The organism is Solibacillus sp. FSL W7-1436 (assembly GCF_038007305.1).
Taxonomy (GTDB): Bacteria; Bacillota; Bacilli; order Bacillales_A; family Planococcaceae; genus Solibacillus.
Genome location: NZ_JBBOWV010000001.1, coordinates 3,022,903 through 3,034,787 on the forward strand (window position 1 = coordinate 3,022,903; position 11,885 = coordinate 3,034,787).

General features: G+C 39.7%; 19 protein-coding genes. 18 read left to right on the forward strand and 1 reads right to left on the reverse strand.

Features of this window, described 5'->3' with window-relative positions; translation table 11 throughout:
* The first annotated feature begins 168 nt into the window (after positions 1 to 168).
* From MKX73_RS14865 to MKX73_RS14950, 18 genes are all read left to right on the forward strand, one after another.
* Complete coding sequence (locus MKX73_RS14865; RefSeq protein ID WP_340718118.1) at positions 169 to 1,653, forward strand: MFS transporter; 1,485 nt, start codon at positions 169 to 171, stop codon at positions 1,651 to 1,653.
* Positions 1,654 to 1,771: 118 nt separating this feature from the next.
* On the forward strand, positions 1,772 to 2,221 hold the full coding sequence (locus MKX73_RS14870) for a protoporphyrinogen oxidase (RefSeq protein ID WP_340718119.1): 450 nt from the start codon (positions 1,772 to 1,774) through the stop codon (positions 2,219 to 2,221).
* A gap of 147 nt (positions 2,222 to 2,368) precedes the next feature.
* The gene (locus tag MKX73_RS14875; RefSeq protein WP_340718120.1) at positions 2,369 to 3,160 is read left to right on the forward strand and encodes a TRM11 family SAM-dependent methyltransferase; all 792 of its coding nucleotides are present in this window, start codon (positions 2,369 to 2,371) and stop codon (positions 3,158 to 3,160) included.
* A 128-nt stretch (positions 3,161 to 3,288) separates the two neighbouring features.
* The gene (locus MKX73_RS14880) at positions 3,289 to 3,723 is read left to right on the forward strand and encodes a MarR family winged helix-turn-helix transcriptional regulator (RefSeq protein ID WP_340718121.1); all 435 of its coding nucleotides are present in this window, start codon (positions 3,289 to 3,291) and stop codon (positions 3,721 to 3,723) included.
* A 76-nt stretch (positions 3,724 to 3,799) separates the two neighbouring features.
* Complete coding sequence (locus tag MKX73_RS14885) at positions 3,800 to 4,783, forward strand: ring-cleaving dioxygenase (protein ID WP_340718122.1); 984 nt, start codon at positions 3,800 to 3,802, stop codon at positions 4,781 to 4,783.
* Between the two features lie 33 nt (positions 4,784 to 4,816).
* Positions 4,817 to 5,419 (forward strand): alpha/beta hydrolase, encoded by a 603-nt coding sequence (locus tag MKX73_RS14890; RefSeq protein WP_340718123.1) that lies wholly within the window; start codon positions 4,817 to 4,819, stop codon positions 5,417 to 5,419.
* A 454-nt stretch (positions 5,420 to 5,873) separates the two neighbouring features.
* Entirely contained in the window at positions 5,874 to 6,290 is a 417-nt protein-coding gene (locus MKX73_RS14895) for a DUF6188 family protein (RefSeq protein ID WP_340718124.1), read from the forward strand.
* A gap of 48 nt (positions 6,291 to 6,338) precedes the next feature.
* Entirely contained in the window at positions 6,339 to 6,800 is a 462-nt protein-coding gene (locus MKX73_RS14900) for a DUF5071 domain-containing protein (protein WP_340718125.1), read from the forward strand.
* 126 nt (positions 6,801 to 6,926) lie between these two features.
* Entirely contained in the window at positions 6,927 to 7,091 is a 165-nt protein-coding gene (locus MKX73_RS14905) for a hypothetical protein (protein ID WP_340718126.1), read from the forward strand.
* A 41-nt stretch (positions 7,092 to 7,132) separates the two neighbouring features.
* Positions 7,133 to 7,711 (forward strand): hypothetical protein, encoded by a 579-nt coding sequence (locus MKX73_RS14910; protein ID WP_340718127.1) that lies wholly within the window; start codon positions 7,133 to 7,135, stop codon positions 7,709 to 7,711.
* A gap of 55 nt (positions 7,712 to 7,766) precedes the next feature.
* Entirely contained in the window at positions 7,767 to 8,150 is a 384-nt protein-coding gene (locus MKX73_RS14915; protein ID WP_340718128.1) for a hypothetical protein, read from the forward strand.
* Between the two features lie 150 nt (positions 8,151 to 8,300).
* The gene (locus tag MKX73_RS14920) at positions 8,301 to 8,573 is read left to right on the forward strand and encodes a hypothetical protein (RefSeq protein ID WP_340718129.1); all 273 of its coding nucleotides are present in this window, start codon (positions 8,301 to 8,303) and stop codon (positions 8,571 to 8,573) included.
* 38 nt (positions 8,574 to 8,611) lie between these two features.
* Positions 8,612 to 8,773 carry a hypothetical protein gene (locus tag MKX73_RS14925; RefSeq protein ID WP_340718130.1) on the forward strand — a complete coding sequence of 54 codons (162 nt, stop codon included), beginning with the start codon at positions 8,612 to 8,614 and terminating at the stop codon, positions 8,771 to 8,773.
* A gap of 65 nt (positions 8,774 to 8,838) precedes the next feature.
* Positions 8,839 to 9,780 carry a ribonuclease Z gene (gene rnz, locus MKX73_RS14930; RefSeq protein ID WP_340718131.1) on the forward strand — a complete coding sequence of 314 codons (942 nt, stop codon included), beginning with the start codon at positions 8,839 to 8,841 and terminating at the stop codon, positions 9,778 to 9,780.
* Between the two features lie 120 nt (positions 9,781 to 9,900).
* Complete coding sequence (locus tag MKX73_RS14935) at positions 9,901 to 10,134, forward strand: acyl-phosphate glycerol 3-phosphate acyltransferase (RefSeq protein ID WP_340718132.1); 234 nt, start codon at positions 9,901 to 9,903, stop codon at positions 10,132 to 10,134.
* Positions 10,135 to 10,336: 202 nt separating this feature from the next.
* Positions 10,337 to 10,543 carry a hypothetical protein gene (locus tag MKX73_RS14940; protein WP_340718133.1) on the forward strand — a complete coding sequence of 69 codons (207 nt, stop codon included), beginning with the start codon at positions 10,337 to 10,339 and terminating at the stop codon, positions 10,541 to 10,543.
* A 31-nt stretch (positions 10,544 to 10,574) separates the two neighbouring features.
* Positions 10,575 to 10,895, forward strand: a complete 321-nt coding sequence (locus tag MKX73_RS14945) for a histidine kinase (protein ID WP_340718134.1) — start codon at positions 10,575 to 10,577, stop codon at positions 10,893 to 10,895.
* 77 nt (positions 10,896 to 10,972) lie between these two features.
* Positions 10,973 to 11,254: a hypothetical protein gene (locus MKX73_RS14950; RefSeq protein WP_340718135.1), complete on the forward strand. Its 282-nt coding sequence runs from the start codon at positions 10,973 to 10,975 to the stop codon at positions 11,252 to 11,254.
* 312 nt (positions 11,255 to 11,566) lie between these two features.
* Here MKX73_RS14950 and MKX73_RS14955 read toward each other — a convergent pair whose 3' ends face one another.
* Positions 11,567 to 11,836: a hypothetical protein gene (locus MKX73_RS14955; RefSeq protein WP_340718136.1), complete on the reverse strand. Its 270-nt coding sequence runs from the start codon at positions 11,834 to 11,836 to the stop codon at positions 11,567 to 11,569.
* Positions 11,837 to 11,885 lie beyond the last annotated feature (49 nt).

Below are 11,885 nucleotides of genomic sequence, written 5' to 3' on the forward strand. Positions count from 1 at the left end.
AAATCAATTGCTTAAAGCAGATTTCCCTTCTCTTTATATATTCCATAAAGCAATGTTTAAATTCTCCCAAACTCGTACATAGTGTTATGAGAATAATTTTCATTTAGTTAGGTAACTGCTAAAGACCCATGCTATAATAGGGTTGATATTATGCTTCAGGAGGACACTATGCGTATACATCCGATCCGGTTTTTACGAATAATGGGCTTACTCGATGGGATTTCGCTCATTACGCTATTACTTATTTCCATGCCGCTTAAGTATTTCGCAGATTTACCGCAATTTGTGACGGTAAACGGCAGCGTACACGGCGGTATTTTTATGGTTTATTTTCTCACAATCGTCATCGTGCAACTGCGCATTCAATGGCATATCGGCTGGTCATTGCTAAGTGTGCTGGTCGCATTTATTCCATTTGGCAATTTTCTATTCGACTATCAACTGAAGAAAATGCAGCCATTATTACATACAAAGCCATTTCCGAAACATTGGCTCGTCTATGCCATCATTTTCTTCTCGTTTTTCGATCTGTTCGTCCAGCTGCCGATTATGAGTACATATGCATTATCGGTCGGCGCGACAACATTTATCGCGGGGATTGTCGTTGGTCTTTATTCATTTATGAATACATTCGGCAATATCTTCTCCGGTATTTTCACCGATAAAATTGGGGCATTCCGTATATTAGTATTCGGTTTGTTGACGTCTGCGATTTCGCTATTATGCTACCAGCTTGTCGATAATGCGACGGCTCTTTTAATCGTCCGCTGCATACACGGGTTCAGTAGCGGGTTTATTACCCCAGCAGCCTTTACATTGCTTGCGAATATGCGTGCATCGAACGAACAGGGAAGCGGAAGCGCGGTTACAGGTTCGTTTGTCGGCATTGCGGCGATTGTAGGTCCTGCTTCAAGCGGTATTCTAGCAAGCAAAATTTCAGTGCCGAATGTGCTAGCAATCGTTGCACTATATGGCATTGTCTTATTGGTCGGCCTGTTCGTGTTTTTACGCAAATCACCGTTACCAAAACGGAGAAAACTGCAGGCAACCGAAAAGTTCAATTGGAACAGCGGTATTTTAAAAGCATATGGCGGCGCATTTTTCCTTATGTTTTCACAAGGTGTTCTCGCGTATTTATTACCGATTTACGTACAGGATTTAGGGTATGGCTCGCGAGTATCCGGTACATTACTAAGTGTATTCGGAATTGTTGCTGTCCTGATCTTTATATTACCGACGAACAAGATTTTCGATTATTTGAATCCGCAAGTGACATTGTTTGTCGGAGTGCTATTACTCGGACTTGCTCAAATCGGCATCGGTCTGACAACGGAAATGTCATGGCTGTATGCAATACTTGCACTGTATGGCATCGGGTTTGCATTTTTATTCCCTTCTATTAATGCCATATTAATTGAAGCAACGACTGAACAGACTCGCGGGAAAGCATACGGCTATTTTTATGCGTTTTTCTCCATTGGAGTAGTCGCAGGGTCTTCACTATTAGGTGCACTTGATCTGGTAGGAACATCAGGCTTTGTATTTACAGGAACATTATTGTTTAGTTTCTGTATCGTAGTTCTTTATTCATTTATGAAATCGGGTGCGGCATTCGTGAAAGTTCAGCATAAAGAAAAAATGAATCATTCATAAATACAAGGTTTACAGTCTTGAAAGAAATTTCTTTCTAATGCGCTTTAAACAATAGTCATGTATACTGGACTAGGTGATTTTTTAATGGGCGAATATGGAATCGAAAGGAATTATAATCATGGTACAATTACATTTAGAAGTATTAGAACGTTGCAGTAAAGAAACTGAAGATACAATTACAGCGGAAAGTAACGAATTTGCATCTACACCGATCCACTATTTAAAGGACAACCAAGGTGAATTTATTTACGTGGAATGTGCACAATTCAACGATATTCGCATCGATGCGGTAGCGCTTGAATTTGATGATGCATTTAATCTGTATACGGCATTATTCGGCTTGAAACTGCAGAAGAAACATGGTGAAGTAATTCGTCAATATTTGAAAGACAACGTGAAATCTGCATTAGGAAGCAGCAGTGCAGCGTTCTCCGGTCAAGAAGGGCTTTGGGAACTGAACATTGCGGTTGACTGCATTGAAGGCTTCCATGAGAAGATGACGATTACAGAAGTATGTGAAATGATTTACCAATTAGTTGCGCAATTATTATCGACAGTCGAGAAATAGATGACGCAAAAATACTTATATAGTTTTACTTGGCAAAGAGATGAATATGAACTTTCACGTTTGGAAATGCGCACATTTTTTAACTTTCACGTGGAAGGAAATGTTCTAATTAGCCAAGAAAAAATAGAGCCGAGCCGTAGTCCTTATATGCGTTCAAGGTTAGCTGTTTTCCATGAAGCGAATTCAATAGAGCAACTGCTAGAAATGGCGGCACAGCTGGAGCTTGGACAAAAGACGTTCAAAATTCACTGTTTAAATAATAGTGCTGATGCGATTACGCCGAAACTTAACCGAGCGATCCGGAACGACTATATGATGCGCCTCAGCTCGGCTATCAATGCCGAACCGGAACTTGTAAATCCGGACGTAGTATTGGGTCTAGTTATTTACGAGGAGCGCTACTATTTAGGCGAGCTTACATACGGAGAAGCGGTGTGGCTGAAGCATATGCAAAAGCCTGAAATGTACTCTACGGCACTGAGTACACGGGATGCCCGTGCGATTGTCAATATCGCGGTACCGTTTCCGGACGGCTTGAAGGTGATCGACCCTTGCTGCGGTATTGGTACGGTGCTTGTGGAAGCAATGAGTATGGGCATTGCAATTGAAGGGCGCGACATAAATAAACGTGTTGTGTGGGGTTCCCGGATTAATCTTCGTCACTTCGGCTATGAACCGAATGTGGAGATCGGTCCAATTGAAGAGGCAAGTGAAGGCTATGATGTGGCAATTATTGATATGCCGTACAATTTATTTACGCATATCACAGGTGAGCTGCAGCAAAGCATCATTACAAATGCCCGTCGGATCGCAAAACGGGTTATCATTGTGACAATCGAGTCGATGGACGATAAAATTCATGAAGCCGGTTTAACAATTATTGATAGAGCCGTATTGAAAAAAGGGAAATTCGAACGCCAAGTTTTAATATGTGAATAGAAGAAACGTTTCAATTCAGTGTAGAACTGGATTGGAACGTTTTTTGTTTGACACTGCATTTTATACATGGTATATTTATCTCGAATTAAAGATAAATGAATTCGTGATAACAGGGAGGAGGGTACTTTATGAGTAAATATGACAAACAATTAAAAGCATTTACTGTTTTGCATCGGGCTCAAACTTCCGTTCAAGAAGCGACGAAAAAAGATATCCAGCAGCATGATCTGAATTTAACGGAATTTGCCGTGATGGAATTGCTTTATCATAAAGGAGATCAGCCTATTCAAATCATCGGTAAAAAAGTATTAATCGCAAGCAGCAGTATTACGTATGTCGTCGATAAACTGGAGAAAAAAAATCTCGTTGCACGTGTTGCCTGTCCGACAGATCGTCGTGTTACGTTTGTTTCGTTAACGGATGAAGGAAAACAGATGATTGAATCGATTTTCCCATCGCATGAAGAAAAGATTGCATCGATTTTTGATGTGTTATCGGATGAAGAACTGCAAAACTTAACAGACTATTTAAAGCGTGTGGGACACCATGCGGACAAACACTAAAGTGACTACAAGCATCGGGCTCGGTGCATTTTTCTTAAACTAATATCTCGATATCGAGAAAATGGAGGCAATACAGATGAACCATATTAAAGGAATCCACCACGTAACAGCTATTACGAGCAGTGCAGAAAAAAACTATGAATTTTTCACATATGTATTAGGAATGCGACTAGTGAAAAAAACAGTTAACCAGGATGATATTCAAACATACCACCTGTTTTTTGCGGATGATAAAGGATCTGCAGGAACAGATATGACATTCTTTGATTTCCCGGGAATTCCGAAAGGTCGTCACGGTACGGACGAAATTTACAAAACAGCTTTCCGTGTACCAAATGATGCAGCACTGGAATATTGGGTGAAACGTTTTGACCGTCTGAAAGTACAGCATGAAGGCATTAAACCATTATTCGGTAAGCAAACATTATCGTTCGTCGATTTCGATGATCAGCAATATATGCTCATTTCAGATGAAAACAATGAAGGGATCGCTTCAGGTACACCTTGGCAAAAAGGTCCGATTCCATTAGAGTTTGCGATTACAGGATTAGGTCCGATTCATGTGCGCGTTTCGAACTTTGATTATTTCAAGGAAGTTCTTGAAAAAGTCTTAGTGATGCGTCAAACAGGCGAAGAAGATTCACTGCACTTATTTGAAGTAGGAGAAGGCGGAAACGGGGCATCTGTTATTGTCGAGCACAATACGGTATTACAGCCAGGCCGTCAAGGTTTCGGTACAGTTCACCATGCAGCATTCCGTGTAGAAGATACAGCCGTGTTGCGTGAATGGATCGGGCGTCTTGAAAGCTTCGGGTTCGGTACGTCAGGCTATGTAGACCGTTTCTTCTTTGAATCGCTTTATGCACGTGTAGCGCCGGGGATTTTATTTGAATGGGCAACAGATGGTCCAGGATTCATGGGTGATGAGCCATATGAAACAGTAGGGGAAATCCTTTCATTGCCGCCATTCCTTGAGAGCAAACGCGACTATATTGAAAGTGTTGTGCGTCCGATTGATACAGTACGCTCAACAAAAACTATCGAAAAAGAATACGAATAATACGACTATCAAAACGAGAATGGAGAATGTCCGATGAACTATATTTTTAATAAAGGTAAAGAAGACAAGCCGGTATTTTTACTGTTGCACGGTACAGGCGGAGATGAGAACAGCCTGCTTGCACTGTCAGAAATCATTGATCCGGAAGCATCGGTTTTAAGTGTACGCGGTAATATTTTAGAACACGGGATGCCACGGTTTTTCCGACGTTTAGCTGAAGGCGTATTTGATATGGAAGATTTGGCTTTCCGTACGAAAGAACTGTATGAATTTATCGGCGAGAAAGCAAGTGAATACGGTTTTGACCGTCGAAACATTATTGCGATCGGTTATTCAAACGGTGCCAATATCGCAGCAAATCTGTTATTTGAATATGAAAATGCATTAAAAGGTGCGGTTCTTCATCATCCAATGGTTCCGAATCACGAAGCAACTGTTGCGAAACAAGACGGCACACAAGTATTTATCGCAGCAGGAGTGAATGACCCGATTTGCCCTCAGCAAGAAGCGATTGATCTGGAGCGTTACTTAACGGATGCAGGAGCGAACGTGACATTGGAATGGGAATCGAACGGTCACCAGCTGACGATGAATGAAGTACAAAAAGCGAAGGCTTGGTATGAGCGTACGTTTTAATTGAAGATTGTAACAACAGAATATAATGTCATATTATGACTGTTCAAGACGGAATCCAACAGGGTTTCGTCTTTTATTTCAATAATCGGCAAATATTGTTGAGTAAGTAAAATTCCTCATAACAAATGTTTATATAAAAGGGCACAAAACGTTGATTTAACAACGTTCGTGCCTATTGAATGTGTTCCCAAACATGAACTGCAGTTCATGTTTGGGAACGATTTTTGAAATGTTTGTTGCATTAAGCATCCATTTCCAAGTTTTGGTTCCTTTTGAAAGTTTCTTTTTAATAACAAAGTAAGTTACTACACCCAAGAAAATGTATATAATTAACATATAACTTCCCATTAATAAAACTGTAAAGAGCTTGATATAGGATAGGTTTGTATTTAAATACCTACATATTACCATTTTTAGTATATAATATTCTTTTAAAGAAATGGAGGGGTAATAGATGACGGAGCAAAAATATATACAACAGCTACTTGAAGTCTGTTGCTTGCATCAAACGATTGATAGCTTGCATTTTTGGGGACCTGCATATGAGCTGTCGTGCGATAACAGTTTTTATGAAGAGGTGAGGCTAACGGTTGAAGGCGCGTTTGAGCTAGTTCAAAATGAGGAGACGACCTATGTAACACCTGAGACGAGTGAGAAGATCGTCTATTTAATAACTTTAGCTCGTCGGAAAATTTCGTCAGTTCAGTTAGTTGAGCCGAATAATTTATTGTTAACATTTGGTTCAGGTTTGAAGTTAAAAGTAATTGGAGATAACGGTCCATTTGAAAGCTGGCAGCTAAAAGCCAAAGCAGAGGATGATCAAATATTAATCGTTGCAGGACCTGGTGAGCAATTAAGCCTGTTTAAGTAAGGGAAGCTGTTAATAGTTTGGATATTCTAAATAGGAGGAGCTGCTGAAATGAATGATCGAACGCTAAATACATACATACACGAGCTGCATTGGCATTTACCGAAAGAAACGCAGCAAGAGGCAATCGACTATTTAATCGACCATGCCCCATTAAACGATTTAGGTAAGCTTTTTGAATTAGCGAATAAGCCACATTGGCAAAATTGCATGAAGGTTGTGGAGGCAATTGGTTATCCGTACAATATCGCAGCTTTCCCGAAAATGGTCGAGCTGTTTCAAGATATGAATTGGCCCGGGGCACGTGAGGCGGTTGAATATTTTAAAACGTTACACAAGCACATCGTCGTGCCGTTTATCGAGGCAGGTGGCAAGCAGGCGATGAAAGAAAACGACGACCAGTGGCTTTGGTTTTTATATACGGTGTGTGAGCAGCTTCAATTGGAACGCACACATTTTTACGCTGGTACGATTTTTGATGAGCTGGTACGTATTTATAAACGTGACGAATAGGAAAGCAGGTGGAGCATTTGCTGGAAATAAAGATGAGGATTCCGTTATTTTGAAGGTGGGTCAAGTTTCAATTTTTTTAATGAGGAAAAAGTCGAAATACCGTTAACTGATGCTAGAGAAGTCGAAATGGCCATTCAAAATGTAAATTGGCAAGCAGATAACGAGTATTTTGATGCGACATTTGAGCTATCGGTGGATCTTGAAGTATATTATGAAAACAGCGTAACGGACGCATATGGTACGTGGTGTGGACTCGTGTTTGCCATTGAAAAATCTGGCAAGCACGTTTAGAAAGCATGTTTGTTAAGGGAGCGATTAGCGGGGGTGTAAAGATGTTTACAGATGACCAACTAAAAAAGGTGATTCGGCGTGAAACGATTAGTGCGCAATATCCATATTCAGAGCAGGATGATGATGTGCTAGTAGATTTCATAAAGCCACTACTTGATGATATGACGCGTGCCAAAATCCGCTACACGATGGAGGCGAATCATTTTGGCAGCGGCTATGCGTCGTATATCCTTCTCATGTGCTACACCGATGATTTTGTCACAGTGACAGAGGAAAACGGCGAACACGAGGAGGACCGACGTGGCTTATTCGTGCTCATTAGCCGACTTGCGCCTGTCGTTGCCATTGTCAATGATGCGTGGCAATGGCGACGCTTTAATGACAAAGGCGAGGATCATGGCGTTGGCGGCACGATGGTTGATTTCCCGGAGCTACTTATTGACGACAAGTACAGGCAATTAGCGAATGATTTAACACGTTTGCTGATGAAATACCATTTTACGATTTTACAATTACAAGACGTGGACAAGCCGTTACCATTTGATGAAAAAATCCGCACATTGTCACGATCACGAGGGCAATATTTAGTGTGGGATGCCATATTTTTTTGGGAAGATTAATGATGAAACTTATTGCAACAACGCTCGTTGAAACAGAGCGCCTCATTGGGGGGAAGTGCACAATTGGCTAGTCGCTTATGCTGTGTCGGGTGAGGCGCACGATTATGTGGAGGAAACGATTATACGACTGTGCCACTTTGCGAAGCAGCAGTTTACGTATCCATTTTATTTATATTTTGAAAGCTATTACGATGCCATTGATGAGTTTTTAGCCGATACGAATATACCAATTATGTATAAGCCTTCGGGAAGAACCGTACCCACGCAAATCGGACGTAAATGCTTTCAAGCAGAAGTGCCTGCGTTTACAGTAGAAATACGTAATGAAAATGATTTAATGAAGCATTTAGTGAGTGGTTCCGTTACGCTTTCGATAATCTATTTTGGGCAATTCGGCAAACTGATTCAATCACGTATAGGGACGGTTTCCCTTATATAGAGCTACAAGAAAGTGAACTAATACTTTTATCTGAACATGATGCGTACGGTTTTACTATTGTGACAAATCGAGTAGACTTACAGCAAGAAAACCATGTACGAAAGTTAGTAGAAGAGGCGATATGTGAATGAAAAGCAAGGAGGATTAAGTATGCATCAATACATAGAACCATTTATTACAGGGGAAATTGCCTCAAAGCGAGCAGAGGAAGATATGCTGTATTATTATGATGCACAAGGACAACTGCTAGCAGAGGTGTATCATCACGACGGACAGTTTTGTTCAGGGACGTTTAATGGGCAAGGCGAACTTGATAATGTGACGAAGGAGCAAGTGATTGAAATAGCTGAACGTACTAAAAAAAGGTTTGGGCAAGATCGTTTGCAGTTACAGTCAGTGGAACGTGATGAGGATGCTATTTAGTCGAGTTTAGACGCATTGAGCCAGAGTATGGATTATTAGTGCAAGGTGTTGGACTATTCGTTACGGTGACGGATACGGGCTTTGTGGAAAATGTGACATTACATGAGGACGATTTCGAAATTTGTTATCCGGATAAAATGATTTCAAAGGAAGAAGCACGGGCCATTTTTGCTTTGCATAAACTTGTTTGCGAACTATAATAAAGACAACGATAGTAAATAGCTTCTACATGAGGCAAACTAATCTCGTGTTAGGAGGAAATGACATGCAGATCCAATTTTTAGGTACCGGTGCAGGGATGCCTTCAAAAGAGCGCAATACGAGTTCGATCGCATTCAAATTGCTGGAAGAATGCGGCTCGATTTGGCTGTTTGACTGTGGGGAAGCGACCCAGCATCAAATTTTGCATACAACGGTTAAACCGCGCAAAATTAATAAAATTTTTATTACGCATTTACATGGCGACCATATTTTCGGACTGCCCGGCTTTTTAAGCTCCCGGTCTTTTTTAGGCGGGGAGGACAGGCTCACAATTTTCGGGCCGGCCGGGTTACAGCAATGGATTGAACAAACATTGCAAATATCAAAAACCCATTTAACATATCCGATAGAATTTGTCGAAGTAAAAGATGGCATCGTGTTTGAAGATGAGCAGTTTACGGTACGTGCACTGCCGTTGCAGCATGTGATCCCGTGTTTCGGTTACCGGATTGAACAAAAGCCGATGCAGGGCGAGCTGCTGATCGATAAGGCTTTGACGTTAGGTGTACCAAAAGGTCCGTTATTAGGTCAATTAAAAGCAGGTCATTCAGTACAGCTGGAAGATGGCACTGTTGTAGAAAGCAGTGATGTGACGTCACCGCCACAGCAAGGGTTCACTGTTGCAATTTTAGGCGATACAAAGTATTGCGAAAACAGTATCCGTTTAGCACAAAATGCGGATGTTGTTGTACATGAAGCAACCTTTGACCATTCCACAATTGAGCTGGCGGGCAAGTATGGACATGCGACGAATACAGAAGCGGCCAAAATCGCGAAAGAGGCCCAGGCGAGACATTTGCTGTTGAATCATATAAGCGCCCGGTTTTTGAAGCATGATCTCATTCCGTTTTTGGAAGAAGCGAAAGCGATCTTCGAAAACAGCTATTTAGCGAATGATTTCAGCCAGTATGAGTTGCGGAAAAACGAATTGCTGGAAATTGAATAGATGAATTAAACCGAGATGTATAGTAAACGGGGGGAATGTTTACTATATGCCTCTTCATTTTTTAAGAGAATTTTGTTCAATTGCAGAAATATTCCGCTATAATGGAGAAAAGGGGGATGAATGATGCAGCAACCGACAATTTCACCGAAAGTATTACGATTGCTAGTTATTTTTCCAAATGTCATGAGCTATATTCTGTTATTTGGGGTCGTTGTGTACATACGAACAAACTTGGAAATGCTGAAGGCGACAGATGGCTTAACGATGTGGCTGATCATTGCCGCAGTATTAGGTCCGATCTCGCTTTATACGACGTTCAGTATTGTGAAGCGGATAAAGAATGGATTATTGTAAAGATTCCGATTCACTTAAGGGGAAAAATAAATTAATCACATGCTGAAGCACTCAGTTATTTTTTAACTGAGTGTTTTTTTGATGAATTAGAGAGATTATTCCTGAGGTATTGTAAAAATTTTGAAACTAATGATAATTTCAATCGTATATTAGTTATTAATTATACAAGTTGGGACGGTGATGAAAAGTGGTACTTATTATATTGTCATGGGCTTTACTTTACGGGGTGACCATTTGGACTTATGTAAACCCTAAAGAAAGCTTGTTATGGGGACGAAGAGGAATATACAAAGAAGAACCTGAAATAACTGAACGTGCCATTCAAAATACTAAAAAGAAAGCCTTAATCACAATTATTATCCTTCCAATCATGGCTTTACTATTTTTTCTTTTCACTTATATTTTATAAATTGTATTTCTAGACTTTGGAGGGAAGGCATTTGAAAAAAATAATTCTCTTTAACCTATTATTTTGTATAGTAGTGGTTTTTGTTGCTTTCAATTATTTTAATAGTAAATCTCGAAGCGCGGTTGTATTCAATTATGTGCAAGACTATATGGAAACGAACTATGGGATTGATCGGGAAAATATCATTTTAGTGGAAAATAATTACCAAAGAGGAATGGGGTTGTTTGAAATAAAAGTGAAAGATACCGTTACGGAAAACGTTTACTTTTACGAAGTCGATATTAGTGATGACTATTCATTATATTATTTTAAGGATCTTTCAGAGTTACATCGTAAAAATAGGGCTGATTAAGAGCGTGTTTCCGTTTCACCAAATAAATAATCAGATTGTGTTAATATACTCCTAAGTCTTTATATCAGGAGGTTTACATGAATTTGATCGCGCAGCATCCTTATTTTAAAGTAGAAAGAACTGTTACAGGTACTGAACAGTTTGAAATAGAGCATGACCGAATCATTTACTTATACAATGACAAAGTGATTACGCAGAATCGAGAATTTCCGATTAAGATTGTGATGGATTTTTCTTACCGGAAAATTGCCAATCAAGGGGGGATTCTGTATTTACATACGCTTCAAGGGGTCTATACGTATATCGTGAAAACTTCACCTGAAGCGTTCATCAATGCATATAGAGCATACTTCAAGTGAAAAGCAGTATTCAATGAATTGGTTTTTTATGGTAGTATACGGAGTGATTCTGGAATAAACACTAAAAGTTTATTCGCATAACAAGGAGGGGAATTTTGTTATATTTAACACTATTGATAGCTTTGTTCGATTAAATTCGATGAATCAGAAGCAACTGATATACGATTTTTCGATTTAACAAATTTACCCGTAATCAGTCCACCATATAATCCGGTAATTAAGGATTTCTTGAAAACTTTTAATTAATAATATTTAATTTCCAAACTTATTATATAGATAAAGTAAAACGCTCAGAAATCTGAGCGTTTTTCATTAATATTCTATAGAGAGACGATACTTAATGCGTTGAACGATTTCATGTTCTTCATCGTTCATCGCTTTATATAAAGCTTGCATATCATATCCAGTAAGGTCATTGATATCCTTAGCTATAAAACGTACTGCATGGAGAACCTGATATAAATCAGCAACATGTTCTTCTGTAAGTGAACCTTTATCATCAGAAGTTAAAAAATACCTATCTACATATTTTACGGATGACTTTTCAGGGGAAAGGCTGTTCATGTTTTTAATGGGAATCATTATGGGGTATATAATCGGTAGAATTGCCCCAAAACGAAAAAAGGTTGAT

Bases quoted from the DNA above. Each gene is read 5' to 3' on its own strand.
- MKX73_RS14865 (WP_340718118.1), top strand. From the start codon at position 169: ATGCGTATACATCCGATCCGGTTTTTACGAATAATGGGCTTACTCGAT.
- MKX73_RS14870 (WP_340718119.1), top strand. From the start codon at position 1,772: ATGGTACAATTACATTTAGAAGTATTAGAACGTTGCAGTAAAGAAACT.
- MKX73_RS14875 (WP_340718120.1), top strand. From the start codon at position 2,369: ATGCGTTCAAGGTTAGCTGTTTTCCATGAAGCGAATTCAATAGAGCAA.
- MKX73_RS14880 (WP_340718121.1), top strand. From the start codon at position 3,289: ATGAGTAAATATGACAAACAATTAAAAGCATTTACTGTTTTGCATCGG.
- MKX73_RS14885 (WP_340718122.1), top strand. From the start codon at position 3,800: ATGAACCATATTAAAGGAATCCACCACGTAACAGCTATTACGAGCAGT.
- MKX73_RS14890 (WP_340718123.1), top strand. From the start codon at position 4,817: ATGAACTATATTTTTAATAAAGGTAAAGAAGACAAGCCGGTATTTTTA.
- MKX73_RS14895 (WP_340718124.1), top strand. From the start codon at position 5,874: ATGACGGAGCAAAAATATATACAACAGCTACTTGAAGTCTGTTGCTTG.
- MKX73_RS14900 (WP_340718125.1), top strand. From the start codon at position 6,339: ATGAATGATCGAACGCTAAATACATACATACACGAGCTGCATTGGCAT.
- MKX73_RS14905 (WP_340718126.1), top strand. From the start codon at position 6,927: ATGGCCATTCAAAATGTAAATTGGCAAGCAGATAACGAGTATTTTGAT.
- MKX73_RS14910 (WP_340718127.1), top strand. From the start codon at position 7,133: ATGTTTACAGATGACCAACTAAAAAAGGTGATTCGGCGTGAAACGATT.
- MKX73_RS14920 (WP_340718129.1), top strand. From the start codon at position 8,301: ATGCATCAATACATAGAACCATTTATTACAGGGGAAATTGCCTCAAAG.
- rnz (WP_340718131.1), top strand. From the start codon at position 8,839: ATGCAGATCCAATTTTTAGGTACCGGTGCAGGGATGCCTTCAAAAGAG.
- MKX73_RS14935 (WP_340718132.1), top strand. From the start codon at position 9,901: ATGATGCAGCAACCGACAATTTCACCGAAAGTATTACGATTGCTAGTT.
- MKX73_RS14950 (WP_340718135.1), top strand. From the start codon at position 10,973: ATGAATTTGATCGCGCAGCATCCTTATTTTAAAGTAGAAAGAACTGTT.
- MKX73_RS14955 (WP_340718136.1), bottom strand. From the start codon at position 11,836: ATGATTCCCATTAAAAACATGAACAGCCTTTCCCCTGAAAAGTCATCC.